Origin of the sequence: Spongiactinospora gelatinilytica, from assembly GCF_003236385.1 — a bacterium.
In the GTDB taxonomy this organism is placed as follows: domain Bacteria; phylum Actinomycetota; class Actinomycetes; order Streptosporangiales; family Streptosporangiaceae; genus Spongiactinospora; species Spongiactinospora gelatinilytica.
This window is the reverse complement of the sequence record NZ_POUA01000022.1, coordinates 19775-40566: the sequence shown is the minus strand read 5'-3', so window position 1 is coordinate 40566 and position 20792 is coordinate 19775. Positions and strand designations below refer to the sequence as shown.

Genomic DNA, 20792 nt, shown 5'->3' with positions numbered 1-20792 from the left:
CCCGGGACCAAGCCCGCCCCCACTCCCACTCCGCCCGCAGGCTCGGTGGGCACGCGGATCGAAGAAGAGGTCGTCCGGCTGACCAACGAGGCCAGAAAGCGCGCGGGCTGCGCCCCCCTCACGCACGACGCCAAGCTGCGCGCCGCCGCCCACGGGCACTCCGCAGACATGGCGCAGAAGAACTACTTCTCGCACACGTCCAAGGACGGCAGGGACCCCGGGGCCCGGATCAGGGCGGCCGGCTTCGCCCCGATCAGGGCCTGGGGCGAGAACATCGCCATGGGCCAGCCCACCCCGGCCTCCGTGGTCAAGACCTGGCTGAACTCCTCCGGTCACCGGGCCAACATCGAGAACTGCTCCTTCACCCACATCGGCAGCGGAGCGGTCAAGGGCGCACGCGGCCTGTACTGGACGCAGACCTTCGCCCGCCACTGACCCGGCATGCCCCGAGCACGGCAGGCGGCCTGCCGTGCTCGGGCAGCGGTCACTTCTCCTTGAGCCAGCTCATCATCGGGCGCAGCTCGGCCCCGGTCTTCTCGATCGGGTGCTCGGCCAGTTCCTCGCGGAACCTGCGGAACTGCTGCTGCCCGCCGTCGAACTCCTCAACGAGCTGACGCGCGAACGTGCCGTCCTGGATCTCGCCGAGGATGCGCTGCATCTCCTTCTTGGTCTCGGCGTTGACCACGCGCGGGCCGCGGGTGTAGCCGCCGTACTCGGCGGTGTCGGACACCGACCAGTACATCTTGGACAGGCCGCCCTCGTACATCAGGTCGACGATCAGCTTCATCTCGTGCAGGCACTCGAAGTAGGCGACCTCCGGCTGGTAGCCGGCCTCGATCAGGGTCTCGAAACCCGACTTGATCAGCTCGGACACGCCGCCGCAGAGCACCGCCTGCTCACCGAACAGGTCGGTCTCGGTCTCCTCGGTGAAGGTCGTCTTCAGCGCGCCCGCGCGGGTGCCGCCGATGCCCTTGGCGTAGGAGAGCGCGAGGTCCCAGGCGTTGCCGCTGGCGTCCTTCTCCACCGCCACCAGGACGGGCACGCCCCGGCCCGCGGCGAACTGCCTGCGCACCAGGTGACCCGGGCCCTTCGGGGCGACCATGGCCACGTCCACGCCCTCCGGCGGGGTGATCAGGTTGTAGCGGATGTTGAGGCCGTGCCCGAAGAACAGCGCGTCGCCCTCGACCAGGTTGGGCGCGACGTGCTCGGTGTACAGGGCGCGCTGGATGTGGTCGGGAGCCAGGATCATGATGAGGTCGGCCTCCTCTGCCGCCTCGCCCGGCGTGAGCACCCGCAGGCCGTCGTTCTCGGCCTTCTCCCTGCTCTTGGACCCCTCCGGCAGGCCCACCCGCACGTCCACGCCCGAGTCGCGAAGCGACAGCGCGTGGGCGTGGCCCTGGCTGCCGTAGCCCAGGACGGCGACGTGCCGGCCCTGGACGATCGACAGGTCGGCCTGGTCGTCGTAGAAGATCTCGGTCAAAATTCTTACCTTTCCTAACTCTCTGCGGAAGGGCCCTACGCGCTGCGGTCCAGGGCGCGCAGGGAGCGGTCGGTGATGGAGCGGGCGCCGCGGCCGATGGCCACCATGCCCGACTGCACGAGTTCCTTGATCCCGAACGGCTCCAGCACCCGGATGAACGCGTCCAGCTTGTCCGGCGTGCCGGTGACCTCGATGGTCACCGCGTCCGACACGACGTCCACGCACCGGGCGCGGAAGAGTTGCACCAGCTCAAGGACGTGCGAGCGGGTCTCCCCGTCCGCGCGGACCTTGATGAGCATCAGCTCTCGCTGCACCGACAGGGAAGTGTCCAGTTCAACGATCTTGAGAACGTTGACCAGCTTGTTGAGCTGCTTGGTCACCTGCTCCAGTGGGAGGTCTTCCACGTTGACCACGATCGTCATCCGGGAGATGTCGTCGTGTTCGGTGGGGCCGACGGCCAGCGAGTCGATGTTGAACCCGCGCCTGCTGAACAAGGCCGCGACCCGGGCGAGCACGCCGGGCTTGTTCTCCACGAGCACCGACAGCGTGTGCCTGCTCATATCGCTATTCCTCCGCGTCCCAGACGGGCGCCATGTCCCGGGCCACCTGAATGTCGTCGTTGCTGGTGCCCGCGGCCACCATGGGCCAGACCATGGCGTCCTCGTGCACCACGAAGTCGATCACGACGGGCACGTCGTTGATCTCCATCGCCTTCTTGATGGTGGCGTCGACGTCCTCGGCCCGCTCACAGCGCAGGCCGACACAACCGTACGCCTCCGCGAGCTTCACGAAGTCCGGAATCCGCTTGACGGCCTGCAGGTTCGTGTTGGAGTAGCGCTGGTTGTAGAACAGCGTCTGCCACTGGCGGACCATGCCGAGGTTGCCGTTGTTGATCACGGCGACCTTGATCGGCACGCCCTCCAGGGCGCAGGTGGCGAGCTCCTGATTGGTCATCTGGAAACAGCCGTCGCCGTCGACGGCCCACACGGCGGAGTCCGGGCGGCCCATCTTGGCGCCCATCGCGGCCGGGACGGCGAAGCCCATCGTGCCCGCGCCCCCGGAGTTGATGAACGATCCGGGCTTTTCGTAGCCGATGAACTGCGCGGCCCACATCTGGTGCTGGCCGACGCCCGCGACGTAGTAGGCGTCCGGGCCGACCAGCGCGCTCAGCCGTTCCATGACGTACTGCGGGGCCAGCTCACCCTCGCCCGGCTCGTCATAGCCGAGGGCGTAGGTCGTCTTGTAGCCGTTGAGCTGTGTCCACCAGGCGCTGTAGTCGCCTCGGCGGCCCTCGCGGTGCTCGTTCTCCACGGCGTTGATCAGCTCGGTGATCACCTCGCGGCAGTCGCCCACGATCGGGACGTCGGCGTGCCGGTTCTTGGAGATCTCCGCCGGGTCGATGTCGGCATGGACGATCTTGGCGTGCGGGGCGAAGCTGTCCAGCCGGCCGGTCACCCGGTCGTCGAAGCGGGTGCCCAGGGCGATGACCAGGTCGCTGCGCTGGAGCGATCCCACCGCCGCCACGCTGCCGTGCATGCCGGGCATGCCGAGGTGCTGGGGGTGGCTGTCGGGGAAGGTGCCCCTGGCCATCAGCGTGGTGATGACCGGGATGCCGGTCAGCTCGGCCAGCCGGAGCAGCTCTGCCGCCGCGCGCGCCTTGTGGACGCCGCCGCCGACGTAGAGGACCGGGCGCTTGGACTCGGCCATCAGCCGGGCGGCCTCGCGGATCTGCTTGGAGTGCGGCCGGGTCACCGGCCGATAGCCCGGCAGTTGCAGCGTCGGCGGCCAGGAGAAGGACGTCATGGCCTGGAGCGCGTCCTTGGAGACGTCCACGAGGACAGGCCCGGGGCGGCCGGTGGAGGCGATGTGGAACGCCTCGGCGATCGTGCGGGCGATGTCACCGGCCTCGGTGACCAGGAAGTTGTGCTTGGTGATCGGCATGGTGATGCCGGAGATGTCGGCTTCCTGGAAGGCGTCGGTACCGATCAGCGGCGCGGCCACCTGGCCGGTGATCGCCACGATCGGCACTGAGTCCATGTACGCGTCGGCGATCGGCGTGACCAGGTTCGTCGCCCCCGGTCCACTCGTCGCCATGCAGACGCCGACCTTGCCGGTCGCCTGCGCGTATCCCTCGGCCGCGTGCCCGGCGCCCTGCTCGTGACGCACGAGCACATGCCGGACCTTGGTCGAGTCGTAGAGTGGATCGTAGGCGGGGAGGACCGCGCCGCCAGGGATCCCGAACACCGTGTCGACCCCGACGTGCTCCAGCGCTCTCACGAGTGCCTGCGCACCTGTCATCCGTTCGGTCATCGGCTCGTTCCTTGCGTGGCTGAGCGGGCATGAGCTGTCTCGTCACATAAAAAACGCCCCGCCCGCCGAAGTCGGCGGCGCTGGGGCGGCGCGCAGGTCGAAGTGCTTCGCTAGTGGCCTGCGCGCCAGCGAAGTACTACGAGAATGTCCCTGCGGAGCATGGCATCTACCATAGCCGCTCCAGCGGCCAGAATGTCAACTTACTGGGACGGTTGTCTCAGGATTCGAGATCGGTGTTTCAGGCGGTGCTCTGCAGGCTGGTGCGCATCAGCGTGTCGACGCCCCGGGCGGCCATCGGCCGGGCCACCAGATAGCCCTGCCCGCGGGTGCAGCCCATCTCGCGCAGCAGCTCCAGTTGCTCGGGCCGCTCGATGCCTTCGGCGACCACGATCAGGCCGAGGTCGTGGCCGAGCCGCACGATCGTGCGGGTCAGCAGGCTCAGCGTCTCGTCGCGGCCGAGCCCGGACACGAACGACGGGTCGATCTTGATCATGTCCACCGGGAGCTGGCGCAGGAACGCCAGCGAGGCGTAGCCGGTGCCGAAGTCGTCGATGGCCAGCCGTACGCCGAGGTTGCGCAGCTCCGACAGCCGGGTGATGGTCTCCTCGGCGTCCTCCACCAGCATCTCCTCGATGACCTCAAGGGTCAGCGCGCTCGGCGGCAGCCCGCTCTCGGCCAGCGCCTCGGCGACGGTCTCCACGAAGCGCGGCGCGGTGATCTGGCGCGCGGAGAGGTTCACTGACAGGCCGATGTCCCAGGACGAGGCCCGCCAGGCGGCCACCTCGCGGCACGACTCGCGCAGTATCCACTCGCTGAGCGGCACGATCAGCCCGGTGTCCTCGGCCGGGCCCAGGAACTCGTGCGGCGGGACGAACGCGCTGCCCCGCCACCAGCGGACCAGCGCCTCGACCGCGGTCACCCGGGAGGTCGCGAGGTCCACGATCGGCTGGAACTCCACCGCGAACTGCCGGTCCAGCAGCGCCCGTTGCAGGTCGGCGGCCAGCTCCAGGCGGCGGACCACGTCGGCGTGCATGTGCGCGGCGAACACCTCGACCCGTCGCCCGCCCTGCTCCTTGGACCTGGCCATCGCCACGTCGGCGTTGCGGATCAGGTCGCCGGCCGGTACGCCGTCCTCGGCGAAGGCCACCCCCACGCTCGCGGTCAGCGCGATGTCGCGGTCGGCCACCCGGAACGGCTCCTGCGACACCGCCCGCACCAGCCGTTCGGCGAGGTCCACCACCGCCTTGGCCTCGATCGGCGACTCGACGAGCACCGCGAACTCGTCGCCGCCCCAGCGGGCCAGCGTGTCGTCGGAGCGTACGGCCGAGCGCAGCCGACGCGCGGCCTGCGCGAGCAGGTAGTCGCCGCTGGCGTGCCCCACCGAGTCGTTGACCGCGGTGAAGCCGTCGAGATCCAGGAAGATCACCGAGCAGCCGGCCGCCCGGCCGGCCAGCACCTCGCGGGTGCGCTCTTCGAAGTAGGCCCGGTTGGGCAGCCCGGTCACGCCGTCGTGGAAGGTCAGGTGCGCGACCTGGTTGCGCAGCGCCTCCTGGTCGGTGATGTCGCGGGCGCTGATCAGCAGCAGGTCCTCGCCGCGCAGGTGGCGGGTGGCGACGGCCTCCGTCGGCCGCCAGGTGCCGTCGGCCGCGCGGACCCGGCAGGCGATCACGCAGGTGGTGCCCTGTTCGGGGGCGTCGTCGTCGAGGTCCATGTCGTGCAGCGCGGTGCGCAGGCCAGGGACGTCCTCGGGGTGGATGTAGTCGAAGATCGAGCCGCCGACCAGGTCGCCGGGGCGGTAGCCGTACACGCTCTCGACCTCGTCGCAGACCTCGTGCAGCACGCCCTCGTGGTCGCACAGCAGCACGATGTCGCCGGTGCTCGCGGCCAGCTCGCGCAACTGGCGGTCGCCCAGCGCGACCAGACGGCGCAGCCGCGCGCCCTCGGCCAGCAGCACGAACAGCCGGACCAGCATGACCAGCACCACCGAGGCGATGACCGCGGAGATCATCGGCACCGGGGCGGTCGCCCCGCCGCGGATCACGTCGGACAGCACGAAACCGGTGGCCAGCGCGACCAGCGCCAGCGGGGCCCCGGCGATCAGCCCGGCCACCACCGGGCCGGTGGTGGCGCGGACGCCGTCGTCGCCGTCGTCGGTCCGCTCGTCGCCGGGCGACGGCGTGCGGCGGCGGCACCATGGCGTCGCGGCCAGCAGCAGGAACCCGGCGGGGGCCAGCCACAGAGCCCACGGAATGCCGTCGTCGCCGGCCAGCCGGGCGACCGCGGTGGCCAGCTCGCCCGCGGTGATCGCGGCGAGCACGGCCAGCCCGGCCAGCCCGACCGCCCAGCCGGGCGCGCGGGCCGCGACCACCGCGGGCCCCACCGCGCACGTGGTCACCAGGCACAGGATCGGCGACAGCAGCGGTACGACGAACGCCGAGGAGTCGCCGATCTCCTGGTAGACCGGGCCGAGCACGGCCACCCAACTGATCACGAACAGGGACGCGGCGCACAGGTAGGCGTCGGTGACGTACCGGACCAGCGCCTGCCCCTGCGGGCGCGACGCCGCGGTCAGCCACGCGCCGCCCGCGAGCAGCACCGTGCCCACGAGAACGGGTAGATCAGCGAAACCCATCGCGAAGGCGACGTCCTGGGCGACCGGGCGCAGGCCGATGCCGATCAGCCAGGCCAGCCCGCCCGCGGCGAGCCACCGCCAGGCCAGCGTCGTACGGCGGCGTCCCGGGGTGATCCGCCCGCCCGCCACGATCAGCGACACCACGGCGCACATCGCGGCGAGGGCGCCGGCCGCCGCGCCGGCGACGACCGCGGACGCGCCGGCGATCAGCGCGGCCGCCAACCCCGCCGCACCCACCGCCGCGGAGGCGGTGAGCGGCAACCGTGGATCTCGCCAGCGGATCAAATTCCTGCCCATCCGGTGTCTTGGAGTGTGGCCGGCCCGTGCCTGGCCGGCTCTGGCCGGCTCGCCCGGCCGGTCGCGGTGTGTTCGCCGTCGGACACGCCACGACAACTCATCGACAGTCTGTGCGCTTCCGCCGACGCGGGGTACGGCAACGGTTCAGTTGTCACCGATCTGATAACCAGCCTGGCCCGGTCGCCACCGATCCGATGGCGGGCCCGGCCCGGCGGCCGGTGCGTGCCGATGTGCCCGGCAGCGCCCGGCCTGCGTCGCGTGAGACGCCGGTGCGGCTTCACAACGGCGCTTACTGACTTTCAAGGCCAAGGTACGCATCGCAGGTCACAAGGCAGCCACGGTCAGGATTCCATTGTCCGGCGACCGTGCCCGCACACCGGGCCGCGGCGTGTCTCAGGGGCTCAGTAGGCACCTGTGATGACGTTGACCAGCGGTTCCCCGGCCAGGTGACGGGCGACCTGAGCGCGTATGAGTTTCCTCACCCGCCGCCCGGAGGCGGGCGTGCTGCCCGCGATGTGCGGGGTGATGAACACTCCGGGCGCGCTCCACAGCGGATGCCCGCGCGGCAGCGGCTCCGGTTCGGTCACGTCGAGGGCGGCCAGCAGGCGGCCCGATTTCAGCTCGGCCAGCAAGGCCGCGGTGTCCACCACGGTGCCCCTGGCCGCGTTGACCACAAGTGCGCCGTCGCGCATCCGGGCCAGGAAGGCGGCGTCCACCATCCCGGCGGTGGCGGGGGTGGCGGGCATGAGCAGTACGACGACGTCGGCCCGGGGCAGCAGGTCGGGGAGTTCGTCCTCGCCGTGGACGAGCACGGGCCTGCCGTCGGGTCCCTCGACTTCGCGGCGGGCGCGGGCCACCCGTACGACGTCCACCTCGAAACCGGCCAGCCGCCGCTCCAGGGCGGCCCCGATGGACCCGTAGCCGACGATCAGCACGGTCGAGTCGGCCAGCACGCCGGTGTGGTGGTACGTCCACTCGCCGGCCCGCTGCGCCACCGCGAACCCGGGGAACTCCCGCAGCACCGCCAGCATCGCCCCGACCGCCCACTCCGCCGTCCCGGCGTCGTGCACGCCGCGGGCGTTGCAGAGCACCACGCCCTCGGGCAGGTGCGGCCGGTACGGCTCGACCCCGGCCGTGACGGTCTGGACCAGGCGCAGCTTGGGCATGACGGCGAAGGTGCCCGGGACGTCGTTCAACGGCATCAGTGGGGGGACGAGCACTTCCACGTCTTCCGCTCCGGGGGGAAGCGGCGTGCGGCCGTCGTAGACCGCGCACCGCACCCCTGGGAGATCCGCCAAAGCCTCGGCGATGTCCCCCGATGGCACCCAGATCATCATGAGGCACACCATAGCCGGGCGGCCGGGGCCGGGGAGCCGGAAAACCTGAGCATCTTTCGGGTGCCACGACCCGCGTGGGGTCATCGCGGGCGGGCGGCCAGGGAGCGGAGGGTGTGTTCGATGCGGTCCAGGCGGGCGGTGAGTTCGGCGAGGTCCCCGACCGAGGCGCCCTCCTCCTCGGGGCGCAGCCGGACGACCACCGTGCCGCCCGGCTCCAGCGTCACCTTGGCGGTGTCCCCGACGCTCCCACCGCCCTGCCTCCTGATCGCCATCTCCAGGTCGGCGAGCCGCAACCCGAGCCGCCTGATGGTCGCGATGTCGTAGCGGCCGTCCTCGGCCAGGACCGTGTCCCTGCCTTCGAGCAGCCGCCCGGCCCGCCCCCATCTGGCCGCGGCCCGCGCCAGCACGGTGTTGGTGCCGAGCAGCACCACGGCGCCGAAGATCGCGCCGGTGACGGAGTCGTCGTCACCGATGATCGCGTTCTGCACCACGTTGGACAGCAGCAGCATCACGACCAGGTCGAGGGTGTTGAGCTGGGCCAGGTCCCGCCTGCCGATGACCCGCAGCAGGACGACGATGCAGAGGTAGACCGCGACCGTGCGGATCGCCTTCTCCGCCAGCGGAATGCCGCTGGCGAGCATGTCGTGCCACATCGCCGGACTCCTCCAGGGGCGACCTGGACCCCTTGTGGTGTGCCTACCCGTCGCGGGCGCGGCTCAGCTCAGTCGCGCGGCGGCGTAGGCCGCCATGGCGTCGCGCATGAACTCGGCGAGCCCGGCGGCGACGCGCTCGTACTCGGCGCGGAACCGCTCGTCCTCCGCCTGCATCGCGCCGAAGGAGGCGTACTCCTCGGCGCTCGGCGTCCAGAACTTCGCCATCTGCGCATAGTGGGCGTCCAGTTCGGTGAACACCGCCGGATCGTCCACCGGCGTGCCCGCCTCCATCAGCCCGGCCATCCGGACCAGCGCGGCGGTGGCCTCCCGCTGCATGCGCTCGAGCTCCTCGGGCGAGGACGACTCGATCAGCCGGAGCTGCCCGGCGTTCTCCCACTGCTCGCCGTACTGCCGGGCGGCCTCGTCGCGGTAGCTCTCCGGGTCGAATCCCGCGAACAGGTTCTCCGGCTGGTTGATCTTCCGCATGGTCCCCATCTCCTTGTCGTGCCGGAGTTCGGCAATGGTGCCGGCGACGCTCGCGATCACCGAGTCGAGCCGGTCGCGTTCGGTGAGCAGCCGTTCGTGGTGCTCGCGCAGCGCCACCACCGGGTCGGTGTGCCGGTCCACGATCGCCCGCCGTTGGCCCCGATGCTGGCGGGGATCAGGAGCCCGATTTCGTGGTAATGGCGTAGAGTACGCGCCGTCACCCCGGCATCCGCGCCACTTCGGCGATCGATCAAGCCATCTCGCAGCCCCGCTTTTCCGATCCGTTTTCCGATCCGCTTGGTTTCGACCGTAGCCGTTGCCGTAACGGAAGGGTCAACACCGGCCTTTATCCAGGTCTGCCTGCGGACTCATGGCGCCGGACGCGGATTTACGCGGCCGTGCGGTGCCGGGTGGGAAGCTGGCGCGAGGTGGGAAGAGGCGATTTGATGAGGAGGTGCCCGATGAGGATCGGCATACCGGCGGCGGTGGCCGTAACGGCGGCGGTGCTGCTCGGGGCGTGTTCGGCCGCGCCGGAGACGGGGGTCGGGGCCGGGCGGACGCCGAGTCCGGCCCCCACGGAAAGCCCCGTGACCAGCCCGCCGGCCAGTCCTCCCAGTGGCGACATGCGGGTGGCGGAAGCGCGGACCCTGGTCAAGGGGCTGGCGGCGCCGTGGGCCATCGCCTTTTTGCCGAATGGCGACGCGCTGGTGACCGAACGGGATTCGGCGCGCCTGCTCCGGGTGACCCCGCAGGGGAAGGTCACGCCGCTCGGCACGATCGAGGGCGTTTCCCCGGCGGGCGAGGGCGGCCTGATGGGCGTCGCGGTTTCACCGGACCACGCCGATGACAATTACATCTTTCTCTACTTCACCGCCGATGACGACAACCGGATCGTGCGTTACCGGCTCACCGGCAATGGGCTTTCCGACGCCCGGGTCATTCTCTCCGGCATTCCCAAGGGCGCCATTCACAATGGCGGCCGGCTGGCCTTCGGCCCAGACCGGCGGCTTTACGCCACGACCGGGGAGGTCGGCGACCGGCCGCTCGCCCAGGACCGCGGCTCCCTGGCCGGGAAGATACTGCGGATGACCGTGGACGGCAAGCCCGCGCCGGGCAACCCGTTCGACGGCTCCCTGGTGTGGAGCTACGGCCACCGCAACGTGCAGGGCCTCGCCTGGGACCCGGCCGGGCGGCTGTTCGCGACCGAGTTCGGGGCCGACACCTTCGACGAGGTCAACCTCATCCGCGAAGGACAGAACTACGGGTGGCCCGAGGTCGAGGGCGTGGGCGGCGGCGGCCGGTTCGTGGACCCACTGCTGACCTGGTCCACCGGCGAGGCTTCGCCGTCCGGGCTCGCGTACGCGGGCGGCTCGCTGTGGGCGGGCGCGCTGCGCGGCGCGCGGCTGTGGCAGGTGCCGGTGTCCGGCGAGGGCGCGGTGGGCACGCCGGTGGCCCACTTCCGCGAGGAGTACGGCCGGCTGCGCGCGGTCGCCGCCGCCCCCGACGGCTCACTGTGGGTGGCCACCAGCAACAAGGACGGCCGCGGCTCCCCCGCTGCCGACGACGACCGCGTTCTCGTCGTCCCCGCCGGCTGACGCGAGGGCCCGGCTCAGCTCCCGCCGCTCGGCTTCGGGGACGCGGTGGGGGCGGGCCCGCAGGTCAGGTCGGTCTCCGGGCGGTACACCGTGCGGATCGGCGAGTCGCGCCTGATCTCTTTCCCGTCGTTGAAGAAGACCCGGGTGACCTCGATGGTGAACCCGCGCTGCCCGGTCATCGGAATGCAGTCCGGCTTGTCGTCGGTCTCACGGGTGAAGTCGGTGAAACTGTGCGGCTCGGTGGCCACCGCCTTGATGGTGTCGTACCGTTTGGTCCCCCAGAACGACACCGTGATCGACGTCGAGGTATAACTGGTCTTGATCAGCACCCCGTGGCCGGAGTCGTTCTGCCACTGGAAGTCCGGTTGCGGGAAGGACACCGTGGACTCCCGGCCCGCCGGATACCGGGAGATGTAGAACTCGTGCGGCGTGTGCTTCACGTCCTTCAGGCCCGCGAAGAACACGGCGTTGTACATCGTCGTGACGAACTGGGAGATGCCACCGCCCACCTCGTTCACCAGGCGGCCCGCGGTGATCTGCGGGGCCGGGACGAAACCGCGCGCCGTGTCGCGCCGCCCGACGATCTCGTTGAGTGAGAACGTCTCCCCAGGCTTGACCAGGTGCCCGTCCAGGATGTCGGCGATCGCGTGGATGTTGGTCACCCGGGGAGCGCAGCAGGGGTGCTGGGTGGTGAACTCGCTGATCTTCTCCTTGATGCCCAGCTTGCGCACCTCGGCCGCGCCCACCCTCGGCTCGACCTCGACGAGCGACACCCGGATCGTCCGGCTCCCGCCCTCCTCGACGACCTTCTCCACCGCCGCGGCCAGCTTGTCGGCATCGACGCCGAGGCCGGGCTTGCCGGGGGTCAGCTTCGGCTTGCCGTTGACGATGTCGTAACCGGCCTCGACGGGGGCCTTGGCCGGGTCCACCAGGCGGCTTTCCACCGCGGCCAGCGCCGCCTTGGCGTCGAAGACCGGGTCGAGCCCGCCGCTCTCGCCCGGCTCGAAGGTGAGGTTGGCGGCCAGCACGGACGGCGTCAGCCGAGCGCGCCCGACGCCCGTGCTGAGCACGATCGGCGCGGCGACCGCAGCCCGGGCCATCGCCGCCGCCGCCTTGAACTCCTTCTTGGCGACCTTGGGCCGCACCACGGTGACCGGAAGCTGGACGGGGCCGCTCGCCTCCGACAGGTAGGCGCCCTTGATCAACTCGGCGGCGGCGGCCCGCTGCAGCGCGGCGCCGTCACGCGGCTCGACGATCCGCGGCCGGACGCCGCTGTAGCGGATCTCGCCCTCGCGCACCGGCCGGTCGATCTTCTTGGCCAGGTCGTCAACGGCCTCCGACAGCCGGGCGGAGTCCACTGTGATCTTGGGTTCGAGCACGGTGGTGCCGGTCAGCCCGCGCCACACCTCGATCGGATCGGGGAACCCGCTGGGGGCGTGCTCGATGGTGCCCACCACGTCGAGCTCCAGCCCGGCGCGCTCCGGCTTGATCTCGTACGGCACGCTCAGCGCCCGTACGGTGATCTCCTCCCTGCTGCGCTCGTCGAGCCGCTCGCGCAACCGCTCGGCCGCCTGGGTGACGGTCAGCCCGCCGAGATCGACGCCCCGCACGGTGGTGCCGGGCAGGATGGCGCCCGACATGTACACCGCGGGCAGGGTATAGGCCAGGGCCAGGACGATCAGCACGCACATGACCGTGACGAGCGTGCCGCGCCCGCGGCGGCGCGGCGGCGGGTCGGGCACCTGGATCTGCACGGGAGCGCCACCGCTGAACGTGTGATCGCCCTCCATCGCCCCGGAGACCGGTGCCGACAGCGGCGCGGACAACGGAACCGGATGACGCCGCTCCGGCGGGCCGGAGGTGGGCCAGGGCTGCGGCGGCAACGGCACCGGGGGCAGCTTGGTACCGGCCGCGGAATCGGAGCCACCGGCATTTTCCGATGGTGAATCCAATCCGCCGAAAATGTCGGGAGAAACCCCTGGCGGCAGTTTTCTGTCGCCGTCACCGTCCGGGTCGGACGCTTCGGAACGCTGCTCCGCGGCCCCGGGCTTTCCGCGTTTTCCGGCCTTGCCGCCGGACTCCGGCGGAGCGGGCAGGGGTATCGCAGCGAACGGGTCCGTCGGCGGGTCTATCGACGCTCCGGCGTTCCGCACGCCTCCGTCCTCTCGCTTCGTGGCCTCTCCTCACGCAACCCTACGGCACGGCCGTGATCTGATGTCGCAGAAAGAAGACATTGCACATCGAGGTCCGGCGGTGCCGAGCGGTCCTGCGATTTGGCAGGGAGTCGGGCTGGTCCTGTGACGCACAGGTATTCAAGGTAGCGGCGCGCGCTCACCCGGGAAAGCCCGATGAACACGGTTCTTTCCGCGTGCTAAGGAACGCGCGCCCGACCCTCTGCGGGGGCCTCGCTCACTCGGAGACGCCGAGCTTGGCCAGGATCAGCTCGCGGGCCCGGCCCGCGTCGGCCTTGCCCCTGCTGGCCTTCATCACCCCGCCGACCAGCGCGCCGACCGCGGCGACCTTGCCGCCGCGCACCTTGTCGGCCGCCGCCGCGTTGTCCGCGATGACCTGGTCGATGATCGCCGACAGCTCGCCCTCGTCGCTCACGACGCGCAGGCCACGCCGCTCCACGACCTCGTCGGGGCCGCCCTCGCCGGCCAGTACGCCTTCCAGCACCTGCCTGGCCAGCTTGTCGTTGACCGCGCCCTCGGCCACCATCGCGCACACCCGGGCCACCTGCACCGGCGTGATCGCCAGCTCGACCAGTGCGGAACCGGCCTCGTTGGCCCGCCTGGCCAGCTCGCCCATCCACCACTTCCGCGCGTCGGCGGGCGCGGCCCCGGCGGCGACGGTCGCCTCCACCAGGTCGATCGCGTCGGCGTTGTGCATCGAGCGCATGTCCAGGTCGGACGCGCCCCACTCCTCCTGCAACCGCCCGCGGCGCACCCGGGGCAGCTCCGGCAGCCCGGACCGCAGGCTCTCCACCCACTCCGGGTCGGGGGCGATCGGCACCAGGTCGGGCTCGGGGAAGTAGCGGTAGTCCTGGGCCTCTTCCTTGGACCGCCCGGCGGTCGTGGCGCCGGTGTCCTCGTGGAAGTGCCGCGTCTCCTGGATGATCCGGCCGCCGTCGGCGAGGATCGCGCCCTGCCGCTCGATCTCGTGCCGGACCGCCCGCTCCACGCTGCGCAGCGAGTTGACGTTCTTGGTCTCGGTACGGGTGCCCCAGGTGGACGTGCCGCGCGGCATCAGCGAGACGTTGACGTCACAGCGCAGCGACCCCTCCTCCATCCGCACGTCGGACACCCCGAGCGCGCGCATCAGCTCACGCAGCTCCGCGACGTACGCCCTGGCGATCTCCGGCGCGAGCCGGTCGGTGCCCTCGATCGGCCTGGTCACGATCTCCACCAGCGGGATGCCCGCACGGTTGTAGTCGACGATCGAGTGGTCGGCCCCCTGGATCCGCCCGGTCGCCCCGCCCACATGGGTGGACTTCCCGGTGTCCTCCTCCAGGTGCACCCGCTCGATCTCGACCCTGACGATGCGCCCGTCCACCTCGACATCGAGGTACCCGTCGGTGCACAGCGGCTCGTCGTACTGGCTGATCTGGTAGTTCTTCGGCATGTCCGGGTAGAAGTAGTTCTTCCGCGCGAACCTGCACCACGACGCGATCGAGCAGTTCAGAGCCAGCCCGATCCTGATCGTCGACTCGATCGCCTTCTCGTTGGCCACCGGCAACGACCCCGGCAACGCCAAACACACCGGACACACCTGCGTGTTCGGCGCCCCCCCGAACTCCGCCCTGCACCCGCAGAACATCTTCGACGCCGTCCCCAGCTCGACATGGACCTCCATGCCCAGCACGGGCTCGAAGCGCTCAAGCGCCTCGTCGTAGGCCATGAGTGTCTCAGTGCTCATCAGCTCTCCCACCACTTCTCACATATCCCTGGTCGTCAGCCGTACCGGAAGCCCAGCCGATCCAGCGCGCGCACCATCTCGTTCCACCAGTCGCCGAACGCGGGAACCTCCCGCAGCAGCGGTATGTTCAGATTCTCCGCGATCTCACTGAAGTATCGCTCCACATCGTCGCCGTCCGGCCGCACTCTGCGATGACGCCTGACCAGCGACCGCATCACCTGGCCCAGCACCGCCTTGGGGTCGGGCACCCCCTCGGCCTGCGTGGCCTGCGCCGGGACCAGTGCCCTGACCCTGTCCTCGGGCACGGACAGCGCCATGGCCAGCGTACGCGGGTCGGCGAGGATCCAGACCTCGGTCTCGCGTACCGGCACCACGGACACGCAGTCCTCGGTCACCCCGGCCTTGTCCAGTGCCGCGCGCACCTCGGCGATCTTCTGCTCCGCCGTACGCCTCGGGGCCCCGTCGTGGTGGTAGAGCAGCACGTCGAAGGCCCCGCGCTCGCGCAGCACCGCCGCCACGATCTCCGCGGGGATCTGGTGGTCGGCGCGGAGCACCCGGACGTCTCTGACCTCCACGTCGCCGGGGAAGGTCTCCAGGCAGATGGCGTGCGTGGCCCGCTGGAGCAGCACCGGCAGCAGCCACTCGTCGGTCCGTCCTTCGCACACGAGCACGGACTGCAGGCTTCTCATGGGGAGAGCGACTCCCTCCCGGCACGGAAGCGGTCGAGTTCGCTCTCCGTCACCCGGGGAAGCTCCTCTCCCGGCATCTTGTTGGGCTGCCCCGGCTCCACCAGCCGTCTCGCTTGGGTGACCCGCGAGGCCACGCCGTTCTGGATGCGGGTCACGTTGTCCAGGAAGACGATCTCGCGACGCGGGACGGTGTCCAAAACCACCGGCGAATGGCTGGTGATCAGCACCTGCTTGAGCGGCCAGTCGGGATCGTCGTGAGCCGGATCGCTGACCAGGCGGCGCATGGTGGTCAGCAGCTCGCGCAGCCGCTCGGGGAACACGCCGTTCTCAGGCTCCTCCACGGCGAGCATCCCGGACTTGTGCGGGTCGTTGAGCACGGCCAGCAGCGCCAGCACCCGCAACGTGCCATCGGAGGCCACCTCCGCCCCGAACCTCGGGGTGTCCCGGCCCTCGAACACGATCCGCAGGTCACGCCGTTCGATGTCCTCGATCACGTCGAACGACACGACCTCCCGCACGATCCGCACCAGATCGGCCTTGATCTCGGCCAGCACCCCCTGCGGCTCCTCGGCGGTGGCACTCGCCCGCCGTAGGAACTCCAGGTAGGCGGGCAGCCCACCGCCATTCGGCTGAAGGTCGGGCCGCGCGGGCATGGGACTGACCCGCCGGAGCGCCGTGTCCTCCAGTTGGAAGGCGTCGATCGCGGCGAGAGTGGTCTCGACGCCGTGGAACAAGGCCTTGTCGTCGGGCAGAGACCTCCATTTCGCCTGGTCCATATAGCTGATGTAATTCGCCGACCAGGCGGGATCGGCGTTGATCGACTCCGCCCAGCGGTCGGCCGACTCGCCCAGTGGAGAGAACGATCCCACGGTCCTGATCCCGTTCTCGATGAGCCGGACCGTGACGTCATAACGCCACCGGGAGCCGGGCCACTCCCCCTCGGGCACGTCCCAAAGCCGTGGGTCCACCACGCACTCGACGCCGAATGTCATCGTGTCCACCCGGGAGCCGTCGCCGAGCTGCCGGAACAGGCCGATCGCATCCCCCCGAACCGCGTCAACGGCGTCGAAGACGCTGCCGCGGGACAACGCTGACAGGAAGCGCAGCGCGTCGAACAGGTTGGATTTGCCGCTGGCGTTGGTGCCGATGACGGCGAGGAACGGCGGCAGATCGATGCTGAAGTCGGCGAAGGACTTGAAGCCGTCGATCTCGATGCGGGTGATCATGCCACCGTTCCTCCCCTCTTGCTACAGGGCCGGGGCCTTGGACAGCAGGGGGCCGCCCCAGCGGGACTCCAGGGCCGTTTCCAGAGCGGCGCCGACGCGGTAGCAGCGGTCGTCGCCGAGGACCGGGGCCATGATCTGGAGGCCGACCGGGAGGCCGTCCTCGTCGGCGAGGCCGCAGGGGATGGAGATGGCCGCGTTGCCGGCGAGGTTGGCCGGGATGGTGCAGAGGTCGGCGAGGTACATCGCCATCGGGTCGTCCACGCGCTCGCCGATCGGGAAGGCGGTGGTCGGGGTGGTGGGCGAGATAAGGACGTCGACCTGGTGGAAGGCGGCCTCGAAGTCGCGGGCGATCAGGGTGCGGACCTTCTGGGCCTGGCCGTAGTAGGCGTCGTAGTAGCCGCTGGACAGGGCGTAGGTGCCGAGCATGATGCGGCGCTTGACCTCGGGGCCGAAGCCGGCCGCCCGGGTCATCGCCATGACCTCCTCGGCGCTGCGCTCGCCGTCGTCGCCGACCCGCAGGCCGTACCGCATGGCGTCGAAGCGGGCCAGGTTGGAGGAGCACTCCGAGGGCGCGATCAGGTAGTAGGCCGGCAGCGCCGTGGTGAAGGACGGGCAGGACAGCTCGACGACCTTGGCGCCCAGGGACTCCAGCAGCTCGACGGTCTCGTGGAAGCGGGCCACCACGCCGGCCTGGAAGCCCTCGCTGTCGAACTCCCGGACCACGCCGACGCGCAGCCCCGCGATGTCGGCGCGCTTGGCCGCCTCGACGACGCCGGGGACCGGCGCGTCGATCGACGTGGAGTCCATCGGGTCGTGGCCGGAGAACGCCTCGTGCAGCAGCGCCGCGTCGAGCACGTTGCGGGCGAACGGCCCGGGGGTGTCGAGCGAGGAGGCGAACGCGATCAGCCCGTACCGGGAGGAACCCCCATAGGTCGGCTTCATGCCGACGATGCCGGTGACGGCGGCGGGCTGCCGGATCGAGCCGCCGGTGTCGGTGCCGGTGGACAGCGGGGCGGCGTAGGCGGCGACGGCGGCGCTGGAGCCGCCGGAGGAGCCGCCGGGGACGCGCGTGAGGTCCCACGGGTTGCGGGTGGGGCCGAACGCGGAGTTTTCGGTGGAGGAGCCCATCGCGAACTCGTCCAGGTTGGTCTTGCCCAGGATCACCAGCCCGGCCTCGCGCAGCCGCCGGGTGACCGTCGCGTCGTACGGCGGGCGCCAGCCCTGGAGGATCTTCGAGCCCGCGGTGGTCGGCATGTCGGAGGTGGTGAAGACGTCCTTGTGCGCGATCGGCACGCCGGCCAGCGGCCCCAGCCTCTCGCCCTTCGCCCGGCGTTCGTCGATCGCGCGCGCCTGGGCGAGCGCCGACTCGGCGGCCACGTGCAGGAAGGCGTGGACCTTGCCGTCGATCTCGGCGACGCGGTCGAGATGGGCCTGGGCCACCTCGACGGCGGACACCTCGCCCGCGCCCAGCAGCGCGCCCAGCTCGGCGGCGCTCTTGCGGATCAGGCTCATGCCTCCTCCCCGAGGATGCGCGGCACCCGGAACCGGTCGTCCTCCACGGCGGGCGCGCCGGACAACGCCTGCTGCGGCGTGAGGCTCGGGCGCACCTGGTCGGGGCGGTAGACGTTGGTGATCGGCAACGCGTGCGACGACGGCGGCACATCCTCGGCGGCGACCTCGCTCACCTTGGCGACAGCGACGATGATGGCATCGAGCTGGGCCGCGTAGTGGTCGAGCTCGTCGTCGGAGAGCGCCAGCCGGGACAACCGCGCCAGATGGGCGACCTCGTCGCGGGTTATGGCTGACATAAGTCGTTAACCCGTTTCATGAATGGCGATTGGACACAGCCATCCTAGGGGCAGTGACCGGCCGTGGCCGAACGGATAAGCGCCAGGGCGGGCCCGCGCCTCACCATTCGTGCCTCACCAGAGGTCGGCCATCGCCAGGCCGTCGGTGAGCCCGTCGTTGAACCCGGCCTTGCCGACCGCCGCGGGCATGCGTTCGCCCGCGGGGACGGTACGCGCCGCCGCGCCCGCCGCGGTGAACACCGCCGCCGGTCCCTGCGCGGGCGCCAGCATCGTACGGCGGGAGCGCAGCCAGGTGGTCGCCTCGCCGGCCGGCATCGCCGCGCAGAACCACCAGCCCTGCCCGACGTCGCAGCCCATCTCCGAAAGCCGCCTGCTGACCTCGTCGGTCTCGACGCCCTCGGCGACCGAACGCAGCCCGAGCGAACGCACCAGATCGATGATCGAGCGCACGATGCGCGCGTTGTCCTCACCGGCGGGGTCGGCCAGCCGCCGTACGAAGGACGCGTCGATCTTGACCTCGGAGACCGCCATCCGCTGTAGCCGTACCAGCGAGGAGTATCCGGTGCCGAAGTCGTCGAGCGCGAGCGGCACACCGAGGCCGACCAGGGCGTGGATCATGTCGGCCGCGTACGCCTGGTCGGTCATCAAGATCCGCTCGGTGACTTCGAGCTGGATGGCGGTGGGCGGCAGGCCGTAGCGGTCCAGCCCGGCCGCCAGGCGCTCGGGCAGACCGCTGTCGAGCAGGTCGCGGGCCGAGACGTTGACCGAGACCTGCACCCGCAGCCCGGCGTCCCACCAGCTCGCGGCCTGTTTCAGCGCCGCGTCGATGACGTACTGGGTGAGCTGCCGCATCAGGTAGGACTGTTCGGCGAGCGGCACGAAGTCGGCGGGGGCGATCAGGCCCCTGGTCGGGTGCTCCCAGCGCAGCAGGCCCTCCAGGCCGACGACCCGGCCGGTGCCCAGGCCGATCTTGGGCTGGTAGTGCAGGGTCAGCTCCCCGGCGTCCAGGCCGCGGCGCAGGTCGCCGAGCAGCAGCAGTCGCTCCGGGGAGTTGCGGTCGCGGTCGGCGACGTAGGTCTCGACGCCGGTGCGCCCCTCCTTGGCCAGGTACATCGCGACGTCGGCGCGTTGCAGCAGGAGCTGGAAGTCGGGGGCGTGGTCGGGGTGCAGCGCGATGCCGACCGAGGCGTCCAGGTCGAAGGTCATGCCCTCCAGGCGCACCGGTTCGGTCAGCGCCACCCGCAGCCGCGCGGCCACCTCCCTGGCCGCCGTGGCGTCTCTGACCGAGGGCAGGAGTACCGCGAACTCGTCTCCGCCGAGCCTGGCCACCACGTCGCCGGGGCGCACACTGTGGGTGAGGCGGTGCGCGACGATCTGGAGCAGCCGGTCGCCGACCGGGTGTCCGAGGGTGTCGTTGACCTCCTTGAAGCGGTCCAGGTCGAGCAGGAACAGGCCGACCCGGTCTTCGCCGCGCGCCTCGGCGATGGCCTCCTCGGTGCGCAGCAGCAGCAGTTTGCGGTTGGGCAGCCCGGTCAGGCCGTCGTGCAGGGCCTGGTGGTCGCGGCGCATCGACATGCCGGCGGTGAAGTAGACCGCGACCAGCGGGGCGACGAACAGCGGCACGAGCACCGGCGAGTACGTCATCACGACGACCACCAGCGGGGCCAGGCCGAGCAGCCCGGTGTAGACGAGGGCCTGGTGGCCGATGGTGGCCCTGATCACCCGCATCGGGGAGCGGCGCTCGTGCAGGGACACCGCCCAGCACACCAGCATGGCGCGGACCAGGAAGTAGGCCGCCGCGGCGAACACGATGGCGATCAGGTCGCCGCCGCCGGGGACCCAGGGGGCGAGCGGGCTCGGCCGGATGCCGAAGGCGGTCAGCACCGCGGCCGCCGCCGTGCCGGCCATGGTGACCTGGGCGATGTTGAACATCACCCGGTGCCATGCCTTGCGGGTGACCACGCCGTTCACCAGTACCGCGACGGCGTGCAGCAGGAGCGCCACCGGCAACCCGTAGTGCATGAGCACGGCGAAGTTGAACATCACCGAGGGGTAGGTGCCGTTGACCACCACCGACGAGGAGATCATCACCGGCCGCAGCTCGCCGAGCACGACCAGGACGCCGAGCATCCAGAACAGCGGTTCGCGGGTGAGCCCCGCCGCCTCGGCGGGGTCGAGCAGAGCCAGGGCCACGGCCAGCGTCGTGAAGCCGATCGTGATGACGCCCGCCAGGTAGGCCCACAGCGGTGAGCCGACGCGGGGTCCGGTGTCGCGTGTGTCGGTCGGGTCGGTCATGAGTAACGAAACCCCCTGGAGGTCACTATGGGAGGGTACGACCTATGGGCCACTTCGCGAAACCGGCTG

Annotated in this window: 15 protein-coding genes and 1 pseudogene; 2 read left to right on the top strand and 14 right to left on the bottom strand. The window is 70.8% G+C overall.

Annotated features, from left to right (window positions below):
* On the top strand, nucleotides 1-435 hold a 435-nt coding region (locus C1I98_RS04985), incomplete at its 5' end, for a CAP domain-containing protein (RefSeq protein WP_233507173.1).
* A 49-nt stretch (nucleotides 436-484) separates the two neighbouring features.
* Here the strand turns inward: C1I98_RS04985 and ilvC are convergent.
* The 7 genes and pseudogenes from ilvC to C1I98_RS04950 all read right to left on the bottom strand — a co-directional run bounded on the left by ilvC (nucleotide 485) and on the right by C1I98_RS04950 (nucleotide 9336).
* Nucleotides 485-1471 (bottom strand): ketol-acid reductoisomerase, encoded by a 987-nt coding sequence (gene ilvC / locus C1I98_RS04980; RefSeq protein ID WP_111165882.1) that lies wholly within the window; start codon nucleotides 1469-1471, stop codon nucleotides 485-487.
* A 44-nt stretch (nucleotides 1472-1515) separates the two neighbouring features.
* Nucleotides 1516-2040: an acetolactate synthase small subunit gene (gene ilvN, locus C1I98_RS04975; protein WP_111165878.1), complete on the bottom strand. Its 525-nt coding sequence runs from the start codon at nucleotides 2038-2040 to the stop codon at nucleotides 1516-1518.
* A 4-nt stretch (nucleotides 2041-2044) separates the two neighbouring features.
* A pseudogene (locus C1I98_RS04970) lies at nucleotides 2045-3796 on the bottom strand (acetolactate synthase large subunit); the annotation flags it as partial.
* A 232-nt stretch (nucleotides 3797-4028) separates the two neighbouring features.
* Nucleotides 4029-6719, bottom strand: coding sequence for a putative bifunctional diguanylate cyclase/phosphodiesterase (locus C1I98_RS04965; protein WP_111165876.1), 2691 nt, complete (start codon nucleotides 6717-6719; stop codon nucleotides 4029-4031).
* A 401-nt stretch (nucleotides 6720-7120) separates the two neighbouring features.
* A complete protein-coding gene (locus tag C1I98_RS04960; protein WP_111165875.1) occupies nucleotides 7121-8056 on the bottom strand; it encodes a 2-hydroxyacid dehydrogenase in 936 nt (311 codons plus the stop codon).
* Between the two features lie 80 nt (nucleotides 8057-8136).
* Nucleotides 8137-8709 (bottom strand): DUF421 domain-containing protein, encoded by a 573-nt coding sequence (locus C1I98_RS04955; RefSeq protein ID WP_111165874.1) that lies wholly within the window; start codon nucleotides 8707-8709, stop codon nucleotides 8137-8139.
* Between the two features lie 63 nt (nucleotides 8710-8772).
* On the bottom strand, nucleotides 8773-9336 hold the full coding sequence (locus tag C1I98_RS04950) for a TipAS antibiotic-recognition domain-containing protein (RefSeq protein ID WP_199536729.1): 564 nt from the start codon (nucleotides 9334-9336) through the stop codon (nucleotides 8773-8775).
* A gap of 320 nt (nucleotides 9337-9656) precedes the next feature.
* Here C1I98_RS04950 and C1I98_RS04945 point away from each other — a divergent pair, with 320 nt between their 5' ends.
* Nucleotides 9657-10790, top strand: a complete 1134-nt coding sequence (locus C1I98_RS04945; protein WP_111165873.1) for a PQQ-dependent sugar dehydrogenase — start codon at nucleotides 9657-9659, stop codon at nucleotides 10788-10790.
* 14 nt (nucleotides 10791-10804) lie between these two features.
* Here C1I98_RS04945 and C1I98_RS04940 read toward each other — a convergent pair whose 3' ends face one another.
* The 7 genes from C1I98_RS04940 to C1I98_RS04910 form a co-directional block, all read right to left on the bottom strand.
* Nucleotides 10805-12679, bottom strand: a complete 1875-nt coding sequence (locus tag C1I98_RS04940) for a VanW family protein (RefSeq protein WP_146607290.1) — start codon at nucleotides 12677-12679, stop codon at nucleotides 10805-10807.
* Nucleotides 12680-13199: 520 nt separating this feature from the next.
* A complete protein-coding gene (gene gatB, locus C1I98_RS04935; protein ID WP_111165881.1) occupies nucleotides 13200-14705 on the bottom strand; it encodes an Asp-tRNA(Asn)/Glu-tRNA(Gln) amidotransferase subunit GatB in 1506 nt (501 codons plus the stop codon).
* A gap of 35 nt (nucleotides 14706-14740) precedes the next feature.
* Nucleotides 14741-15394, bottom strand: a complete 654-nt coding sequence (locus tag C1I98_RS04930) for a DUF4276 family protein (RefSeq protein ID WP_111165871.1) — start codon at nucleotides 15392-15394, stop codon at nucleotides 14741-14743.
* Entirely contained in the window at nucleotides 15391-16620 is a 1230-nt protein-coding gene (locus tag C1I98_RS04925; RefSeq protein WP_111165870.1) for an AAA family ATPase, read from the bottom strand. The genes C1I98_RS04930 and C1I98_RS04925 overlap by 4 nt, the downstream gene beginning before the upstream one ends.
* A 21-nt stretch (nucleotides 16621-16641) precedes the next feature.
* Nucleotides 16642-18132: an Asp-tRNA(Asn)/Glu-tRNA(Gln) amidotransferase subunit GatA gene (gene gatA / locus C1I98_RS04920; RefSeq protein WP_111165869.1), complete on the bottom strand. Its 1491-nt coding sequence runs from the start codon at nucleotides 18130-18132 to the stop codon at nucleotides 16642-16644.
* Nucleotides 18129-18428 (bottom strand): Asp-tRNA(Asn)/Glu-tRNA(Gln) amidotransferase subunit GatC, encoded by a 300-nt coding sequence (gene gatC / locus C1I98_RS04915; RefSeq protein WP_111165868.1) that lies wholly within the window; start codon nucleotides 18426-18428, stop codon nucleotides 18129-18131. Before gatC ends, gatA begins: the two co-directional genes overlap by 4 nt.
* A gap of 114 nt (nucleotides 18429-18542) precedes the next feature.
* Entirely contained in the window at nucleotides 18543-20723 is a 2181-nt protein-coding gene (locus C1I98_RS04910; protein ID WP_111165867.1) for a putative bifunctional diguanylate cyclase/phosphodiesterase, read from the bottom strand.
* Nucleotides 20724-20792 lie beyond the last annotated feature (69 nt).